General features: G+C 70.6%; 14 protein-coding genes and 1 pseudogene. 2 read left to right on the plus strand and 13 right to left on the minus strand.

Translation table 11 applies throughout. The features are described from left to right. The first annotated feature begins 61 nt into the window (after positions 1-61). A complete protein-coding gene (locus AB0I04_RS51290; protein WP_360902941.1) occupies positions 62-259 on the plus strand; it encodes a hypothetical protein in 198 nt (65 codons plus the stop codon). A gap of 162 nt (positions 260-421) precedes the next feature. On the opposite strand, the gene AB0I04_RS51295 is transcribed toward AB0I04_RS51290, so the two are convergent. The 8 genes from AB0I04_RS51295 to AB0I04_RS51330 form a co-directional block, all read right to left on the minus strand. Beyond that, positions 422-1,042 carry an L-threonylcarbamoyladenylate synthase gene (locus AB0I04_RS51295; protein ID WP_360902944.1) on the minus strand — a complete coding sequence of 207 codons (621 nt, stop codon included), beginning with the start codon at positions 1,040-1,042 and terminating at the stop codon, positions 422-424. 195 nt (positions 1,043-1,237) lie between these two features. Beyond that, positions 1,238-3,007 (minus strand): sulfatase, encoded by a 1,770-nt coding sequence (locus AB0I04_RS51300; RefSeq protein WP_360902947.1) that lies wholly within the window; start codon positions 3,005-3,007, stop codon positions 1,238-1,240. Between the two features lie 15 nt (positions 3,008-3,022). Beyond that, the gene (locus AB0I04_RS51305) at positions 3,023-3,913 is read right to left on the minus strand and encodes a formylglycine-generating enzyme family protein (RefSeq protein ID WP_360902950.1); all 891 of its coding nucleotides are present in this window, start codon (positions 3,911-3,913) and stop codon (positions 3,023-3,025) included. A gap of 35 nt (positions 3,914-3,948) precedes the next feature. Further along, positions 3,949-5,397: a sulfatase-like hydrolase/transferase gene (locus tag AB0I04_RS51310; RefSeq protein WP_360902953.1), complete on the minus strand. Its 1,449-nt coding sequence runs from the start codon at positions 5,395-5,397 to the stop codon at positions 3,949-3,951. Beyond that, positions 5,394-6,917, minus strand: coding sequence for a sulfatase (locus AB0I04_RS51315; protein ID WP_360902956.1), 1,524 nt, complete (start codon positions 6,915-6,917; stop codon positions 5,394-5,396). The genes AB0I04_RS51310 and AB0I04_RS51315 overlap by 4 nt, the downstream gene beginning before the upstream one ends. After that, positions 6,914-9,328, minus strand: a complete 2,415-nt coding sequence (locus tag AB0I04_RS51320) for a glycoside hydrolase family 3 C-terminal domain-containing protein (protein ID WP_360902959.1) — start codon at positions 9,326-9,328, stop codon at positions 6,914-6,916. The genes AB0I04_RS51315 and AB0I04_RS51320 overlap by 4 nt, the downstream gene beginning before the upstream one ends. A gap of 23 nt (positions 9,329-9,351) precedes the next feature. Beyond that, the gene (locus AB0I04_RS51325; protein ID WP_360902962.1) at positions 9,352-10,953 is read right to left on the minus strand and encodes an arylsulfatase; all 1,602 of its coding nucleotides are present in this window, start codon (positions 10,951-10,953) and stop codon (positions 9,352-9,354) included. Further along, positions 10,950-12,938: an ABC transporter ATP-binding protein gene (locus AB0I04_RS51330; RefSeq protein ID WP_360902965.1), complete on the minus strand. Its 1,989-nt coding sequence runs from the start codon at positions 12,936-12,938 to the stop codon at positions 10,950-10,952. Before AB0I04_RS51330 ends, AB0I04_RS51325 begins: the two co-directional genes overlap by 4 nt. Positions 12,939-13,072: 134 nt before the next feature. On the opposite strand from AB0I04_RS51330, the gene AB0I04_RS51335 reads away from it, so the two are divergent. Next, positions 13,073-14,251, plus strand: coding sequence for an RNA-guided endonuclease TnpB family protein (locus tag AB0I04_RS51335; protein WP_360902968.1), 1,179 nt, complete (start codon positions 13,073-13,075; stop codon positions 14,249-14,251). 42 nt (positions 14,252-14,293) lie between these two features. Here AB0I04_RS51335 and AB0I04_RS51340 read toward each other — a convergent pair whose 3' ends face one another. The 5 genes and pseudogenes from AB0I04_RS51340 to AB0I04_RS51360 form a co-directional block, all read right to left on the minus strand. Beyond that, positions 14,294-15,160 carry an ABC transporter permease gene (locus tag AB0I04_RS51340; RefSeq protein WP_360902971.1) on the minus strand — a complete coding sequence of 289 codons (867 nt, stop codon included), beginning with the start codon at positions 15,158-15,160 and terminating at the stop codon, positions 14,294-14,296. Continuing rightward, positions 15,157-16,113 carry an ABC transporter permease gene (locus AB0I04_RS51345; protein ID WP_360902974.1) on the minus strand — a complete coding sequence of 319 codons (957 nt, stop codon included), beginning with the start codon at positions 16,111-16,113 and terminating at the stop codon, positions 15,157-15,159. The genes AB0I04_RS51340 and AB0I04_RS51345 overlap by 4 nt, the downstream gene beginning before the upstream one ends. A 2-nt stretch (positions 16,114-16,115) precedes the next feature. Next, positions 16,116-17,672: an ABC transporter substrate-binding protein gene (locus AB0I04_RS51350; protein ID WP_360902977.1), complete on the minus strand. Its 1,557-nt coding sequence runs from the start codon at positions 17,670-17,672 to the stop codon at positions 16,116-16,118. A 113-nt stretch (positions 17,673-17,785) separates the two neighbouring features. Then, positions 17,786-18,415, minus strand: coding sequence for a TetR/AcrR family transcriptional regulator (locus tag AB0I04_RS51355; protein ID WP_360902980.1), 630 nt, complete (start codon positions 18,413-18,415; stop codon positions 17,786-17,788). Between the two features lie 73 nt (positions 18,416-18,488). Then, positions 18,489-18,616: pseudogene (locus tag AB0I04_RS51360) on the minus strand (AraC family transcriptional regulator); the annotation flags it as partial.

Here is an 18,616-nt window from a genome sequence, read left to right on the forward strand (position 1 = left end):
ACGTGGTCGAGCCCGATTCCCATCGGTGCCGATCGCGGCCGACGTAGTCGTTGGAGTAACGATGAGAATCACCACGGCCGTGATCATCCTGTGGCTCATCATCGGTGCCATCGCCGCCGGGCAACGGCACTACTACAGCAGCGGGCCGAAGAACTGCTCCCAGGCGGGCACGCTCCTCGTCACGATCATCGCGGGCCCCCTCAACTACGTGGGTGTGAACCCCAAGATCTCCTGCAAGACCCCCGAACCCAGCAAGTGACATCTCTCCGCCGGACCCGGACACCCGTATGACGGAACGCGGCCGGGCACGCCTCCGTCGCGCGCCCGGCCGCCGGTCACACCATGTTCGTCACGCCGTGCGGCCCTGCTCCGAGCGGACCGGGCATAAAAGTCGACGTTGAGGTCAGACCTGATCACCGCGCTACTCGAAGAGGGACGGGTCTCCCGCGCCTCGGCGGACGATCTCGGGCTCGTCCTGGGAGAAATCGATCACCGTCGTCGGCACGGCGCCGCACTCGCCGGAGTCGATGACGGCGTCCACCGCATGGTCGAGTCTCTCCTTGATGTCCCACCCCTGCGTCATCGGTTCGGCCTCGTCGGGCAGGAGCAGGGTGCTCGACAGCAGCGGCTCGCCGAGTTCGGCCAGCAAGGCCTGGGTGACGGCGTGATCGGGGATCCGGACGCCGACGGTCTTCTTCTTGGGGTGCAGCAGCCGCCGCGGCACCTCCTTCGTCGCCGGCAGGATGAAGGTGTAGCTCCCGGGAGTCGCCGCCTTGATCGAGCGGAACAGCGCGTTGCTGACCTGGACGAACTGGCCGAGTTGCGCGAAGTCCTTACAGACCAGGGTGAAGTGGTGGCCGCTGTCGAGGCGGCGGATCTCTCTGATCCGGTCGATGCCCTCCTTGTTGCCCAGACGGCACCCGAGCGCGAAGCACGAATCGGTCGGATACACGATCAGCCCGTCCGCGCGGAGGATGTCGACCACCTGGCGGAGCACCCGGGGTTGCGGGTTGTCCGGATGCACGTCGAAGTACCTGGCCATTTGCGAAGCTTAGGGGGAGAAGCCGCAGGTCGACCACCCGAAACCCGCCACTTCCCAAGGTCAAAGCCAGGGACCGAGCGTGGGCGCCTTGGCGGAGCGCCCGGTCAGCCACGCGGCCAGGTCCGCGGCCGACCCGCGAGACGCGTGCCTGGCCACGGCGTCGGCGGCGAGGACGCCTGCGGATGATCGCGAGTTTCAACGAAGACCCGCGAGTTCGTCGGCGATGGCGTGCAGGCGGTCGCGGGGAAGCAGGCCGATGGCGAACGCGGCGATCTGCAGCAGGGTCAGGTGACCGGCGATGCCGACGAGCGGGCCGTCGACCAGGTCCGGCACGTGACGGCGCAGGACCGCGGCCGAGTCCTCGTCGGCGAACAGTCGCCTCAGCGGGATCTCGAGGCCGTCGGGACAGGCGAACTCCTCCGCGCGGGCCGGGCCCTGCCGGCTGGTCCGCACCTGCTCCCACTGGGCGCGCACCAGGAGATGGTCCGGGGTGACCGGGCCACTCTCGGGGAGGCCGAGGCGCTCGTACTGTTCGGGGGGCGCGTCGCTCGCTCGCAGCTGCTCCATGAGCAGGCCGGCCATGCGGAGTTCGAGCTCGTCGTCGGCGAGCGGGTGCTCCTGGTCCGGGTCCTCGGTCAGGTCGAACAGCAGGGTGCCGAAGGCGTACGGGTTGGCCATGGCATGCCCCGTGGTCTTGAGCACCGGCACGCCCTTGGTGAACGGCAGTGGTCCGGCCAGTTCGGCGCCGCGGAGCTCCTCCGGGCGGAAGCGGCCTCGCATGTGGGTGGGCATCAGGGTGTGCTCCACGAGCGGCCGGTTGTCCGGTGCGGCGCACGATCGCATGTAGACGTACCGACCGTCGGTGACGCTGACGTGGCCGCCGAACGCGCCGAACAGCCCCACCTCGCGTACCGGCGTGTCCGCCGCGACCGTTTCACGCAGCGGTACGCCCTGCATGCCCGGTGGCGGATTCAGGCCGAAGAACTCCAGCAACGTCGGCGCGAGGTCGATCGTCTGCACCAGGGACTCGCGTCGTTCGCCCCGGACCCCGCTGCGGGGATCCCAGATAAACAGGGGCGTATGGATGGTCTCGTCGAACCACGGGGCGACGTTCTTGCCCCACCAGCCGTGCTCGCCGAGCAGGAACCCGTGGTCGGTGCACACGATCAGCAGCGTGTCGTCCCAGAGCCCGAGCTCGTCCATAGTGTCCAGCACGCGGCCGAGCGAGTGGTCGCACATGGACAGCAGCGCGGTGTACTCGTACCGCAGGTGCTGCACCTGTTCGGGCGACTCCAGCACCTGCTGGTAGTCGGGCCAGTCGAACAGCGGGCCGTCGTAGTCGTGCGGGTAGTGCTTCTTGTGCCGTTCATAGCTGAAGAACGGCTCGTGCGGGTCGAAGGTCTCGATCTGCAGGAACCAGTCGTCGTCGCCGTGGTTGGTGCGGATGAACTCCAGCCCCGCGTCGAAGGTGCGGGTCTGCGGATGGTCGACCTCGTCGGCGAGGTACTGGCGGTTGATCCAGTCCTGGCGGACGTATCCGAGCATCCTGCGCTTGAGCATCGGAGGCAGCTCGGGGTCGGCGACGTGGCCCTTCCAGCGATCGCCTTCCTGACCGCGGAAGAACTCATAGGTGCTGAACCGGTTGTGATAGGTGCCGCCGCCGTCCTCCCAGTAGTGCTGGTGATCGGTGACCAGATGGCTGTACACCCCGTTTTCGCCGAGGATCTCGGGCACGGAGTCGTCGAACGGCTCCAGCGGCCCCCAGCTGCGGTGCAGGAAGTTGTACCGTCCGGTGTGCAGCTCACGGCGGGCAGGCATGCACGGCATGCTCCCGGCGTAGCAGTTGTCGAACATCGCCGTCCGCTCGGCCAGGCGGCTGAAGTTCGGCGCGTGCACCCAGTCGGCGCCATAGGGCGGGAGCATCTGGCGGTTCAGGCTGTCGAACATCACCATGATCGCCTTCATGGTTCTCGCCCTCCTTTAGAGCTGGACGTCGGCGGCGCAGCGGAAACCGAGGTTGCCGCCGGAGCTGTCGGGTGTGTTGGCGGTGCGGGCGGCGACGCGGTAGCGGTTGCAGTACGACTCGTGGCAGAGGTACGAGCCGCCCCGCATGGACCGTTCCGACATGCCTTCGGCGAACGGGTCGGCGCACCACTCCCACACGTTGCCCGAGGTGTTGTAGAGCCCGTACCCGTTGGGCTGGAACGCGTCCACCGGTGCGGTGCCCGCGTAGCCGTCCTCGGCGGTGTTGTGCACGGGGAAGCGGCCCTGCCAGATGTTGCAGCGGTGTTCGCCGCCCGGGGTGAGTTCGTCCCCCCAGGGGTAGCGGGCCTGGTCGAGCCCGCCGCGCGCGGCGTACTCCCATTCGGCCTCGGTGGGCAGCCGTCCACCCGCCCACTGGCAGAAGGCGCTCGCGTCGCGCCAGGAGATGTGGACCACGGGGTGGTCCCACCGGTCGTCCAGGTCGGTGTCCGGGCCTTCCGGATGCCGCCAGTACGCGCCGGACACACCACACCACCAGGGGGTCTGCGGCGGCCGGGGCGCGGTCTTGCGCACCCGGCCGGGCAGGAACTTGGCGAACACGTAGCTCCAGCCGAACCGTTCGGCGTCCGTGCGATACCCGGTCGCCTCGACGAACTCGGCGAACCGGGCGTTGGACACGCAGTACGGATCGATCGCGAACGGCGCCACGGTCACCTCACGGACCGGCCCCTCATGGTCTTCGGGGAACCCGTCCTTGTCGTCGGTGCCCATGCGGAACGTTCCACCCGGCAGCACGATCAACTCGCCGAGATCGCCTCCGCCACCGGACACGGTGGGGACGGGCGCGGGTCCACCACCGGTCCGGGACGGGGCACAACAGTGGTCCATAAGGGCTCCTTCCACTCCCTTCCGGACACTAGCCGTCATCGTTCCGCCCCAGGCGTGGGCAGGTCGACCTTCGGCCGGCGAGGGTCCGGGGCGAACGGCACGACGTCGGCCGTCTCGATGAGCCGGCGCAGCAGCTCGCCCCGCATCCGTTCCTCGACCTGCGCGAACTCCGGCCGCCCGGCGAGGTTGATCCGCTCGTCCGGGTCGGCGATCCGGTCGTAGAGCTCCGGCGGGTCGTACAGCCGGTGAACGTAGGTCCACGAGCGGTCCCGGATGGCGGTCGCCTTGCCGACGAGCCGCGGCTCCGCGTGCTGCAGGTCGCCCTTGCGGTCGTACGGGAAGCCGGGACGCTCCAGCTGCGCCTCCTCTTCGAGCGTGAAACCGCCCTCGGTGAAGGCGTACTCGCGGTGCGGCACGCCCTCGCCCCGCAGCCGGGGAACGAGGCTCCGGCCGAAGTGCCGGTGCGTGTCGTCGGGCACCTCGCACAGGTCGAGCAGGGTCGGGAACACGTCGATCAGCTCGACCATGTCCTCGACCACCTCGCCGGCGGGTATCCCCGGCCCGGCCAGGATCAGCGGATCCCGGGTGATGTTCGCGCTCATCGAGGTCGGCCACTTCTCGACGAGGCCGTAGTCGCCGAGGTATTCACCGTGGTCGGCGAAGAAGGCCGTGATCGTGTCGTCGGCGTGCCCGGCCCGCTCGACCGCGTCCAGGACGCGGCCGAGGTGGGCGTCCATCCGGGACACCATGCCGTAGTACGTCGCGGTGATCTCCCGCCAGTGCTCCGGCGTCGCGCGTTCGAGGCCGTACGCGTCGCGTAGGGGCTGGTGGAAGCACGGCTCGGATCCGTCGGCAGGGGCCACCGGGTCCGGCATCGCGTCGCGGTCGTACATCGAGAACCAGGGCTCCGCCGCCTTGAACGGTACATGTGGCGCGAGCAGCGGGACGAACAGCAGCCACGGCTCCCGTGGCGCGCCGGCCAGCCAGGCCTCGGCGGTCCGGATCGCGGCCTCGTCGAAGTCGACGGCGTCCTCGGCCCGCCCAGCGTAGAAGGTGCGCGCCGCGAGGTCGTTCTCGTACTCGATGTCCTTCGCCCAGCGCATGCCGGTCGGCTCGACGGAGAAGCCGTACTCGTCGACGCTGGCCTCGGTCCCACCGGGCGCGAAGGTGTCGCCGCGCTCCCCCACCCAGGTGACGTGGTAGCCGTTGTCCCGGAAGGTCTTGAGGAAGTTCGGCTCGTCCGCGCGCAGCAGGTTGGTGAGCGTGCGATGGCCGGACACGTGCGGGTACCAGCCGGTGAGGAACGACGCGCGGCTCGGCGAGCAGACCGGATGCTGCACGAACGCGTTGGTGCAGCGGGCGCCGCGGGCGGCGAGGCGGTCGATGTTCGGGGTCCGGACGTGCGGGTTGCCGAAGGCGCCCACCGCGTCGGCCCGCAGCTGGTCGGGCACGAAGACGACGACGTTCGGCCGCCCGGCGCTCATTTCGCCTTCTTCCGGTCGGGCACCCGCAGCGTCGGCAGCGGCGCCTGCGCGTGCCAGGAGACGTCGACGGCGCCGTTGTCCGGGTGCAGGCGCGCCTCGAGGTCGTCGGCGAGCTCGGCCCGGCCGGTGGCCCGCAGGTGCGCGGCGTACTCCTCCGGCTTGGCGTAGAGCGTCGGCCCGGCCTGCAGCGAGATCTGCATCGGGTCCGGCAGCGCGCCCGGTGTCGCGGCGTACCGGTGCCACCATTCGAGCAGGTGGGAGCGCATTTGCGCGAGCAGCTCCGGTTCCTTGTCGACGAGGTTGTGTTCGAGGTGCGGGTCGCCGGTCACGTCGAACAGCGACTCCCATTCGGCGCGGAGCGAGCCGGGGTGGTAGGTGCGGATGTAGAGGTGGTCACGGGTCCGCACCGACCGCTGGAAGGTGTGCGCGCCGTGCCCGAGCACGAGGTACTCACGCTGCTCGGGCCGCTCGCCGCGCAGTGCCGCGGCGAACGACCGGCCCTGCCACTTCTCCGGAACCGGGATGCCGAGCAGCTCGCAGATCGTCGGCGCGTAGTCGATGTTGTACAGCAGCGATTCGTCGCTGCCGCCCTCGGTGACGCCCGGCCAGTGGACGATCATCGGCAGCCGGTGCACCGGTTCACTCGCGAAGGCGTGCTCACCGTACGAGCCGAGCTCGCCGAACGCCTCCCCGTGGTCGGCGCTGACGACGATCGCGGTCTCCTCGGTCAGGCCCATCGACTCGAGCGCCGCCAACAGCCGGCCGAAGTGGTGGTCCCAGTACAGGATCGCGCCGTCGTAGCCGTTGATCAGATGCTCGAAGTCGGCGCGGGTGCGGATCTCGTCCGGCATGTTGTGCGGCACCTGCGAGGACCGCGGGCCGCCCACGTAGTGCAGGTCCAGGGCGGTGCGGGGGCCGTAGACCTCGGCGTGGCGGTCGATGGCCTCCTGGTCCGGCCAGTCCGGGGCTGGGCCGCTGCCGGCGGCGCGCTCCGTCCACTCGGGCGCCTGCAGGTAGTCGGTGTGCGGATCCCAGTACGTGATGTGCAGGTAGAAGTCGTCGTCGCGGTGCCGGGAGATCCAGTCCACCGCGGTGTCGGTGATGAGCTCGGCGGGTTCGTCGCCGATGTCCGGCGTGGCCTGGATGTTCTCGCGAAAGTTCCCCTGGAAGAAGTACGCGCGGTGCCGCTCGGCGAACGACGACACCGCCGCCGTGAGGTAGCCGGCCCGCGTCAGCACCTGGCCGAGCAGCGGGCGGCCCGGCTCGGGCCGGTGTCCGCTGTCGAGCCGGAACCGCGCGGCCTCGCCCGCGTGGCCGACGACGCCGCTGGTGATGCCGAACTGCCCGCACGTCAACGCCGTGCGCGAGGGCAGGCACGGTGAGTCGGAGCAGTAGTAGCGGTCGAACCGGACGCTGCGCTCGGCCAGGGCGGCGAGGTTCGGCGTGATCGGACGCCGGTAGCCGTACGGCTCGGTGTGGTCGGGACGCAGGGTGTCGACGTCCACGTAGATGATCTTCACTTCGCCTCCACCTTTCCCGTCAGCGGCAGATCCGCGCTCGAGGCCCCGGCGTGCACCAGGAACGCGCCGGGCTCGTACCGCCATGCGCCGTCCCAGTGCGCCAGCGCACGCGCGCCGACCTCGACGTTCACCTCGATGGTCTCCCCCGCCTCGGCCCCTACCACGGCGAACCCCGCCAGCCAGCGCACCGGCCGGTCGATCTCGGTCTCCGGCCGGGAGAGGTAGACCTGCACCACCTGCCTACCGGGACGGGCCCCGGTGTTGGTGACCCGCACGGTCACCGGCAGCGCCGCGCCCGCGTCGACCGACTCGGGCACCACGAGATCGTCGAAGCGCCAGGTCGTGTAGCCCAGGCCGTGGCCGAAGGGATACGCGGGCTCGCGGCCGGCCCGCAGCCAGCCTCGATGACCGACGTGCACGCCCTCGGCGTAGTCGAGCGCGCCGTCCACGGGACGGGTGGACAGCACGGGTACGTCGGCCTCGGCGGCGGGCCACGTGGTGGGCAGCCGGCCACCGGGTTCGGCGACGCCGAGGAGGACGTCCGCGAGCGCGTGCCCGAAGTCCTGCCCGGGGAACCAGGCGAGCAGAATCGCCGCGACCTCGTCCCGCCATGGCATCAGCACCGGAGCGCCGGCGTTGACCACCACCACGGTCCGCGGGTTGGCGGCGGCGACCGCGCGTACGAGCTCGTCCTGGCGACCCGGCAGCGCCAGGGAGGTACGGTCGACGCCCTCGCTCTCGACCCGGGCGGTGGTGCCCACGACCACCACCGCGACCTCGGCCGTACGCGCGGCCTCGGCGGCCCGGGCGATCTCGGCGTCCTCGTCGTCCGCTCGCACCTCGAGGCCGAACGACAGCGACACCGACGAGGTACGGCCGCCGGCTCGCGAGGTCAGATCGTGCACGACGCGGAGCAGGACCGGCCGGTCCGCCGTGAGGTGCACGGGCGCCGACGTCGACGGCGGGGCGAACAGGCCCGCCCCGAGGATCGCGTCCGGGTCGGTCAGGTCGGCCTCCAGCGCGACGGCATCGTCGACGAAGACGGTACTGCGGCCCACGGAGGCGACGCCGATGTGCGTGCGCCCGGTCGTCTCCGGCCGATACCGCGTGCTGAGCTCCAGCGTGGTCGCCTCCGCGGGGCCGCCGCCGAACCAGAGCAGGTCGGTGGAGATGCGGTCCTCGGCGGACACCTCGTTGCCGTCCGTGTCGAGGAACCGGGCTCGTACGCCGGGCTCGCCGGTGACCGGGTTGGTCAGCGCGTGCGGGGGCAGCGGCAGGGGGCCGTCGGTGATGACCGCGCCCCCCTCGTACCGGATCTCGGCCTCGGGAAGCGCCTCCCGCAGGCCGTGCAGCGGCGGCACGACCGCGAGCGGCACCACCCGGGCGCTGCCGCCGCCCTGGGTGCGCGCGACCTCGGCCGCCTGCCCGATCACCGCGATCGACCGCGGGCCCGCCGAAGGCCAGGGCAGTTCGCCCTGGTTGCGCACCAGCACCATGCCGGCCGCGGCGGCCTCTCGCGCGAACCCGTCGTCCGGGGGCGGTGTCGTCGGGGCGACGATCTCTTCGCCCAGCGCACCGACCTTGGCGGCCAGCCACAGGATGCGGCGTACCTTCTCGTCGATGACCGCCTCCGGCACGCGGCCGGCTCGTACCGCCTCGACCAGCGCGGCGCCCCACGGACCGTCCGGGCCGGGCATCACCAGATCCTGTCCGGCGAGCGCGCTGGCCTCCGTGCTGTGCACGGCCGTCCAGTCCGAGACCACCGGGCCGGCGAGGCCCCACTCGGCCGACAGCGGGTCGCGCAGCAGGTCGTTCTCGCTCATCGTGGCGCCGTTGACCGAGTTGTAGGCCGACATGACCGCCCAGGCCCCGCCGTCGCGCACCGCCATCTCGAACGGCGCCAGGTAGACCTCGCGGAGTGTGCGCTCGTCCGCACGTACGTCGGCGGTGTACCGGTCGGTCTCGGACTCGTTGGCCACGAAGTGCTTGGGCACCGCGGCGACGCCGTACCGCTGGACTCCACGCACGAACCCGACGGCCAGCGCGCCGGACAGCAGCGGGTCCTCGGAGAAGCACTCGAAGTGCCGGCCGCCGAGCGGGCTGCGGTGCAGGTTGATCGTGGGCCCGAGCACGGCGTGCACGCCCTTGGCGCGCGCCTGCGCGGCCAGCACCGCACCGTACCGCTCCGCGAAGGCGACGTCCCAGGTGGCCGCCATCGCCGAGGCCGACGGCAGGTTCAACGACGGGTCGCGTTCGTCCCAGTGCTCACCGCGTACCCCGGACGGGCCGTCGGACATGAGCATCGAGCGGAGCCCCACCGCCGGCTCGGCGTGTGTGCCCCAGAAGGTCCCCCCGGTGAGCAGCCTTACCTTCTGTTCCAGATCGAGCTCGGCGACAAGGGCGTCCAGCATCGAGTTCCTTTCCGTAGTGAGTGTCAGACGCGGGCGGCGATGCCCCAGCGCGTGAGCTCGAGGATCCGTTCCCGTGGCACGACTCCGCAGCGATGCGACCACTCGGCCCACGCGTAGGCGAGCTCGCGGACCAGGTCCGGGTGGTCGGCGGCGACGTCGGCGCATTCGACCGGGTCCGCGTCGAGGTCGTACAGCTCCCAGTCACCGGGGTATTCGCGGACGAGCTTCCATCTCCCGCGGCGTACGGCGGCGTTGCCGATGTGCTCGTAGAACTGGTACCGCTCCCCCGGATCCGGCGTGCCGCGCCAGGAGCCGAGCATGCTGTGTCCCTCAAGCGGGAGAGGTGACCGGCCGGGGAAGTCCTCGGGATAGGCGGCCCCGGTCACCTCGAGCACCGTCGGCATGAAGTCGGGCAGGTAGTGCGGCGTGTGGACGATCGTTCCGGCGCGCTCGCCAAGGCCGCGCGGCCAGTGCGCGATGAACGGGTCGGCGATGCCCCCTTCGTGTGCCCACCGCTTGAACATGCGGAACGGCGTGTTCGAGACGTTCGCCCAGCCCCGCCCGTACATCATGTAGACGTCCTCGCCGCCCGGCATGCGGTCCGGCCGGCTTCCCACGTAGATCTCACGGCCGTCACTGGTGGCGGCGGGCACGGCCTTGAACCCGCGCGCGGCGTACTCGCTTCCGAGGCCGACCGGGAACTCCTCGGCGCAGCCGCCGTTGTCGGACAGGAAGACCAGCAGAGTGTTCTCCAGCCTTCCCGTGGCGCGCAGCGACTCGACGATCCGGCCGATCCCGCGGTCCATGCACTCGACCTGCGCGGCGTAGACCTCCATCCGCCGCTGTTCCCACTCGGGATGCTCGACGTCCTCCCACACCGGGACCTCCGGATCCCGCGCGCTCGGCGCGACGTGCTCGGGGAGGATCCCCAGGTCGCGCATCTTCGCCACGCGGCGCGCCCGCACCACGTCCCAGCCCTCGCGGTACCGGCCGGCGCAGCGCTGGATGTCGCTCTCCCGCGCCTGCAGGGGGAAGTGCGGCGCGGTGTAGGCCACGTAACAGAACAGCGGCCGTTCCCGAGGCGTCGTCTGGACGAAATCGACCGCGGCGTCGGTGATGGCGTCGGTGTAGTAGAAGTCCGGGTCGGTGCGCGCCTCTTCCGAGACGTCCTCCTCGCCCCGGGTGAGCCGGAACGGCGCGAAGTAGTTTCCGCCCCCGCCCGGAGTGCCGTAGAAGCGCTGGAACCCCCTCCGGGTGGGCCACGCGTGCGACGGTTCGTCCATTGAATGAGCAAGGTGCCACTTGCCGCTCATACACGTGGCGTATCCGGCCGCCCCGAGTACCTCGGCCACGGTCAGGCACCGGTCATTGAGGCTTCCCGGGTAGCCGCCCGGTCCGTCGTCGCCGTTCAGCACGCCGATCCCGGTCTGGTGCGGGTGCAGGCCCGTCAGCAGCGAGGCCCGCGACGGGCTGCACCGGGCGGTCGTCGTGAGGTGGGTCATGCGCACGCCGTCGCGGGCGAGCGCGTCGAGGTTGGGCGTCTCGATCTCGCCGCCGTAGCACCCGAGGTCGGAGTAGCCGAGGTCGTCGGCGAGGATCAGCACGATGTCCGGGCGATCGGTCATCCGGCCAGGGCTCCTTCCGCGAGAAGCTTCTTGTGCATTTCGCCCGGGAAGTGGCAGGCCGCCCCGTGCCGGTCGTCCGCGCCCTGCGGCAGCTCCGGGGCCTTCTCCACGCAGATCGTGCGGTCGGGATGGGCCAGCGGGCCGATCGGGCAGCGCGTCCGGAACCGGCAGCCCGAGGGAGGGTTCTTCGGGCTGGGCAGGTCACCGGTGAGCACGATCCTCTCCCTGGGCGCCTCCACCGAGGGAGAGGACGACAGCAGGGACACCGTGTACGGATGCAGCGGCTCGCGGTACAGCCGCTCGGCCGGCCCGGTCTCCACGATCTTGCCGAGGTACATCACCGCGACCCGGTCGCTGATGTTGCGCACCACCGCCAGGTCGTGCGCGATGAAGAGGTAGCCCAGGCCGAGCCGGTCGCGCAGGTCGGCCAGCAGGTTCATGATCTGCGCCTGGATCGAGACGTCCAGGGCCGAGACGGGCTCGTCGAGGATCAGGCCGGCCGGCTCGACCGCGAGCGCGCGGGCGACGGCGATGCGCTGCCGCTGGCCTCCGGAGAAGGCGTGCGGGAACCGGTCGAGGTGCCGTTCGGCCAGCCCGACCAGCTCCAGCAGCTTCACCGACTGCTCCCGGCGCTCGGCGGGCGGCACGCCGCGTACCTCCAGGGCCTCGTCGAGCACCTGCCGGACGGTGCGGCGCGGGTTGAGGGACGCGTAGGGATCTTGGAACACGTACTGCAGCGCGCGATGGGAGGCCGCGCCCGGACCCTGCCCCTGGATCGTGATGGTGCCGGCGGCGGGCCGGTTGATGCCCACCGCGGTACGGGCGAGGGTGGACTTCCCGCATCCGGACTCCCCCACCAGCCCGACCGTCTCGCCGACGCGTACCCGCAGGCTCACACCGTCGACGGCGTACACCGGGCCGCGCCGGCCACCAACGTTCACGCGCAGGCCGTCGATCTCCAGGACCGGCGGCCGGTCGGCGGCGACGGCCCGCTCGGTCGCTTCCGTGGGCTCGGCGGCGGCCGGGCTCTCGGTCACGGGGAACCAGCACGCAGCCGCGCGTCCGCCGTCCAGGGACGTGAGGGCAGGCCGCGTGGTACGGCAGGTGTCCTCGGCGCGGGCGCAGCGCGGATGAAAGGCGCAGCCCGGCGGCAGCGTCGCCGGGTCGGGCGGCTGCCCCGGGATCGCGAACAGGCGCCGTCCGGCGACGTCGTCCAGCCGGGGCATCGCCCGCAGCAGGTCACGCGTGTACGGGTGGGCCGGGGCGGCGAACACGTCGGCGACCGTCCCGGTCTCGACGATGCGGCCGCCGTACATCACCGCGAGCTCGTCGCACAGCTCGGCGACCACGCCCATGTCGTGGGTGATCAGCAGCACCGCGACCCCGATCCGGTCGCGCAGCTCGGCCAGCAGCCGCAGGATCTGCGCCTGGACCGTCACGTCCAGCGCCGTGGTGGGCTCGTCGGCGACGAGCAGCGCCGGCTCATGGGCCAGCGCCATCGCGATGACCACCCGCTGCCGCATGCCGCCGGAGAACTGGTGCGGGTACTCCCCGGCCCGGCGTTCGGCGTCGGGAATGCCGACGAGATCGAGGAGCTCCACGGCGCGCTTCCGGGCCCTTCGGTGCGGCGTGCCGTGCACGATGAGCGCCTCGGCGACCTGGGCGCCGACGGTGGCGACCGGGTTCAGCGACGCGTGCGGGTCCTGGAAGGCCATCGCGATCCGCTGGCCCCGGATCGACCGCATCTCACGTTCGCGCAGGGTGAGCAGGTCCCGTCCCTCGAACCGCACCGTCCCGCCGGTGATCCGGCCGGGCTCGGGCACCATCCGCATGATCGCGCGGGCGGTGACCGACTTGCCGGAACCGGACTCGCCGACCAGGGCGACGATCCGGCCACGGTCCACCCGCAGCGACACCCCGTCCACGGCGACGGCCGATCCGAACCGGACCCGCAAGTCCTCGGTTTCCAGTACGGCCTCGGTCATCGCGGCTCCTTCATGGATACCCCCGCCTTCAGACGGGGATGAAACGGACCCTGCGGAACAGGGCAGGCAATGCGATCCGCCGTCAGGGCGAATCGGCATGCCCTGTCGACACGGGAACTGGTAAAAAGTGAGGCGTGGCGCGGCAGGTCAAGCGGGCTTTCAAGTACCGCTTCTATCCGACGGACGAGCAGGCAGCGGAGCTGTCCCGCACGTTCGGATGTGTCCGCCTCGTCTACAACAAAGCGCTTGAGGAACGCACGCGCGCTTGGCACGGCGAGCAGCGCCGCGTCTCCTACGTCCAGTCGTCTGCCGCGCTGACGGCCTGGAAGAAGTCCGAGGAACTGGCCTTCCTGTCCGAGGTGTCGAGTGTCCCGCTCCAGCAGACATTGCGCCACCTGCAAACGGCGTTCGCGAACTTCTTCGCCAAACGCGCGAATTATCCGCGTTTCAAGAGCCGGAAAAAATCCCGATCCTCGGCCGAGTACACCCGCTCCGGTTTCACGTGGCGTGAGGGCCGCCTGAGATTGGCGAAGATGGGCGAACCGCTGGACATTCGCTGGTCGCGCCCCCTGCCCGAAGGGGCGGAGCCCTCCACGGTGACCGTCTCCCACGATGGCGCGGGGCGCTGGTTCGTCTCCCTGCTGTGCGAGGACACGATCGCTTCGGCTCCGGCCACGACGAACACCATCGGCATCGACGCGGGCATAACCTCCCTGGCGACCCTCTCCACCGGCGAGAAGATCATCAACCCCCAGCATGAGCGCCGTGACCGTGCCCGACTTGTCAAGGCGCAGCGTGCCCTGTCGCGCAAGGCGAAGGGTTCGGCGAACCGGGAGGCGGCCCGCCGACGCGTGGCCCGCGTGCACGCCCGCATCGCCGACCGACGCCGGGACTTCCTCCATAAGCTCACTACTCGGCTCGTCCGTGAGAACCAAACGGTCGTGATCGAGGACCTCACCGTCCGCAATCTGCTGAAGAACCGCAAGCTCGCCCGCGCCGTCTCGGATGCGGCCTGGACGGAACTGCGGTTCATGCTGGAGTACAAATGCGCCTGGTACGGGCGCGAACTCGTCGTGGTCGACCGCTGGTTCCCCAGCTCGAAGCTGTGCTCGGCCTGCGGCACCGTCGCGGCGCAGATGCCTCTCAACGTGAGGGAATGGCGCTGCGACTGCGGCACCGTGCATGACCGCGACGTGAATGCGGCGACGAACATTCTGGCCGCCGGGCTGGCGGTGTCTGCCTGTGGAGCTGGTGTAAGACCTCAACGGGAGTCCTCCCGGACGGGGCGGTCGGCGGTGAAGCAGGAAGCCTGACCAGCGATGGTCAGAATCCCCTCCGTTCAGGAAGGGGAGAAGTCAATTCCGCGTCACCGCCTCGTTGAGGGCATCGGAGAGCAGGCTGAACGACAGGGCCAGCAGGATGAGGACCAGGGTCGGCCCGAGCACGTACATCGGTGCCAGCGACAGGAACCGGACCCCGGTGTTGAGCAGCATGCCGAGCGAGGGCTGCGGCGGCTGGATGCCGAGGCCGACGATCGACAGCCCGGTCTCCAGGAAGACCGCGGTCACCATCGAGATCGCGGCGTGCACGATGATCGCGTCGATGGAGTTCGGCAGGATGTGCCGGACCAGCACCTTCCGCCGCGAGATCCCGAGCACCCGCGCGGCCTGCACGTACTCGCGGCGTTCCTGCGCCAGCATCGCCGCCCGCGCCAGGCGCCCGAACCCGGGCAGGCCGTAGATCACGATGGTGACCAGCAGTGCCCAGAGGCCGGGCTGCATGATCAGCACGATCACGATGCCGAGGATCAGGCTGGGGAACCCGATGATGATGTCGAACACCCGCTGCATGAACAGCCCGGCCGTCCGGGACACGGCGCCGAGGACGCCGAGCAGAGTGCCCAGCACCATGCTGACCGGCACCCCGATGAACAGCAGGACGAGGTCGGAGCGGAGGCCGTACAGGGTTCGGGTGAACACGTCCCGGCCGAGTTCGTCCGTGCCGAACGGGTGCCCCCACGACGGGGACAGGAAGGTGTCGGAGGACTGCTGGTCGTAGCCGTTCGAGAAGAGCGGTATGAGCAGGGCCGCCAGCACGAGCACGGCCAGCAGGCTCAGCGCGAACGCGCCCCGCGGCCTGCGCACCCCGGCGAGGTAGCGCCGCCAGCCCTCCCGTACCGTCTCCTGGGCGACCGGTGGTGCCGCCTGAATGGTCGTCGTCATGCGGTCGCCCCTTCCAACCGGATTCGGGGATCGAGCACGGACAGTGCGATTTCGGTGAGCAGCTGGAAGATCACCGCGATGGCCACCGCGAACAGGATCATCGCCTGCAGCACCAGGTAGTCGCGCTGGTTGACGCTGGTCACGGCCAGTGCGCCGAGGCCGCTGCGGGCGAAGATGGCCTCGATGACGATGGCTCCGCCGAGCAGCTCGCCGATCCGCATCCCGAGGCTCACCAGCGCGCTCGCCATCGAGTTGCGAAGCACGTGCCGCAACGTCACCCGGGTGGGCGAGGCGCCCTTGGCGATCGCGGTCTGCACGAACTCCTCCGACCTCGACTGCCACATCGCGCTCTGCAGCAACCGGGCGATCTGCGCGGCCTGCGGCAGGGCCAGCGCGAAGGCGGGCAGCAGCAGGTACTGCACGCCGATCTCCGGATCGGTGAACACCGACACCTCGCCGCTCACCGGCAGCACGGTCCAGGCCACGCCGAGCAGCAGTACGAGAAGCAGGCCGGTGAGGAACGGCGGCACCGCGAGCAGCACGGAACACGCCACGTCGAGCACGCTCTTGGCGAAGCGGCGCCGGGCCGAACCCGCGGCCACCCCGAGCGCCATGCCGATCACGACCATGAACACCGCCGCCAGCACGGCGAGCTGAACGGTGCTGCCCAGCCTGCTGCCCATGAGCTCGGTCACCGGCCTGCCGGTGGCGTACGACCGCCCGAAGTCACCGGTGAAGATGCCGCCCATCCAGTGGAAGTACTGCTCGACGAGCGGCCGGTTGAGGCCGAGGTCCCGGCGGATGGCGGCGATGTCGGCCGCACTGGCGTCGGGACCGGCGGCGGCCACCGCCGGGTCCCCCGGTGCCAGCCGGGGAAGGACGAACGCGAGGATCGAGGTGGCGAACAGCACCAGCAGGGCCGAGGGGAGCCGGCGCACCAGGAATCTAGTCATGATCACACCAGGTAAGCGCTGTCGAGGAGGAAGCTGCCCACGACGTCGAACCGGAGCCCGCGGACGCGCTGGGACTGCACGCTGATCGAGTTCGACATGCCGAGCGAGTGGATGAACGCCTGGTCCTGCATGTAGGCGGCGAGCCGTCTTACGGCCGCCGGGCGGTCGGCGGCCGAGGCGGTGAGCGCGGCGTTGACCGCGGCGCCGTACTCGGGCGTGGTGAAGTGGGACGGGTTGTGGCCGGGGGTGAGCATCGGGCTGGCGCTGACGATGGTGGCCGCCGACATGTCCGCCATGCCGATGCTGTTCAGGTACGCCTGCCCCAGTGCCCCCTTGACCAGGCGACTGCTGAAGTCCACGTTCTCGTACACCTTGGTCGCCACCCGCAGGCCCGCCGCCTCCAGGTCGTAGCGGACGATCTGCGCCGTGCTCATCACCCCCAGGGTGTTGATCACGTCGATGGTCACCTGGGTCCCCGCCACCCCGGCCTGGCGGAGCATCGCCTTCGCGCGGGCCGGGTCGTAGCGGTACTCAGCGGCCTGCGCGGCGTCCCAGCCCGGCTCCTTGCGGCTCCACCACAGGCTGCTCGTGTCGCCGTAGCCGGCGAAGACCTGCTTGACGATGCGCTCGCGGTCGATCGCGTACGCGACCGCCCGCCGGACCTGCGGGTCGTTGAACGGCGGGGTCGAGGTGTTCAGGCCGAAGACGTACGCGAGCGAGATCCCCCGGTTGACGTGGAATCGCTCGTCCTTCGACAGCCCTCTGGCGTCCAGCGGCGTGATGCCGAACACGACGTGGGCGCGCCCGCCGCGCACCGCGGTCACCAGCGCCGTCGGGTCCGTGAACACCGGCTGCTCGACGCGGTCGAGGTACGGCCGCCCGGGCACCCGGTACGCGGGGTTGCGCACCAGCGTGAGCTGCGACCCCGGCGTCCACGACCTCCACACGAACGGGCCGGTGCCGATCATCGCCCGGCCGCTCGCGATGCCCGCCGCGCTCTCGCTGTCCACGATCATCGCGTACTGGAAGAGGTCGAACAGGTTGACCGCCGGCCGCTTCAGCCGCAGCCGCACCGTGTGGGGGTCCGGCGCGCTCATATCGTCGATGAGCAGGGCGATCGGCTTGACCTGCGACTGCGCCGCCGGCTGCGTGGTCCGGCGCAGGGAGAAGATCACGTCCTGCGCGGTCATCGGCCGTCCGGAGTGGAACCGGACATCGTCGCGGAGGTGCATGGTGACCGTACGGCCGCCGTCGGCGAGCTCCCACGACCGGGCCAGCACAGGCTGTGGCACGCCCGCGGAGTCGTACGACGTCAGCGGCTCGAACACGAGGCCGCGCCAGGCGATGCTGATGGGACCCTGCGACTGCACGGCTGCGGGTTTGGCGTCGATGTTCACGCCCATGACGAGGGTGCCGCCGCGCCGGGGACCGCCGCCCACGGCGCCGCGGGCCTCGTCCACCGCCAGCCGGCATCCGGCGACACCGGCCGCGCCGAGCCCGGCCATGCCGAGCAGCGCGGCCCGCCGGGAGAATTCCCGGCCTGTCGAGCCGAACTCCATGAGTGGCCCTGCCTTCCTGCGCCGTCGCCGGCGCCACATCCGCCCACGTCAGGTGGGTGCGATGGAGTGTAGGCAGAGAAAACCAATCAAGTGAATAGTTTGTTACCGCTTCGTTACATCTGCGGCTCCGGCGCCAGTCCGCGCAGGTAGGCCTCCAGGAAGTCCGCGAACGCCGTCCTCATGTCCACCGCGTCCGGGTCGTGCAGCCACTGGATCTGCAGGCCGTCCATTGCCGCGATGAGCACCGAGGCCACGGCCGGCAGGTCGACGTCGGCCCGGATCTCCCCGGCGTCGCGGGCGTCCCGCAGACGGCTCGCGACGCGTTCGCGAATCGTGGTGTACCGCTGGAGGAAGTACGGTCGCGCCGGGTGCCCAGCCCCCACCGACTCCCCGGCCAGCACCGTGTACAGCCGGACCAGTTCGACCTGGCGGGCGTTCAGCTCGACCAGGTCGATCAGGTACCGGACCGCGTTCAGGCCGTCGTGGCGCCCGAACCGCTCGTTGAACGTCTCCTGCTCCTCGTCCCGTAGCCGCAACACCTCTTCCAGCAGCTCGTCCTTTGACGAGAAGTGGTGCAGCAGGCCGGCCTGGCTCAGCCCGACCATCTCCGCGATCTCCCGCATCGACGTGGCTCGGAAGCCTTGCTCGGCGAACGCGTTCAGCGCGGCGAGGAGGATCTCCCGGCGACGAGCACGGCCCTTCGCATACCCCCGGGACGGCGAGGACGCACCATTCGATGACATACGAAGAAAGGTAGCCAACGGTCACCCGTACGGCGGCCGGGCGCGTGGCGGCGTGGGCGAGTGCTCCTGAGGGTCAGGCCGGCTGCGGCTCGGCGAGCGGCGCTTGTCGATTCCTGACCGGCCGGGTCACCTGCTTGGCCACACACGAGGGCATCCCCGCCGTCGCGTCCGCTGCCTCCTGGCGGTACACACTGGGCGGCA

The organism is Actinoallomurus sp. NPDC050550 (assembly GCF_040655075.1).
In the GTDB taxonomy this organism is placed as follows: Bacteria; Actinomycetota; Actinomycetes; order Streptosporangiales; family Streptosporangiaceae; genus Actinoallomurus.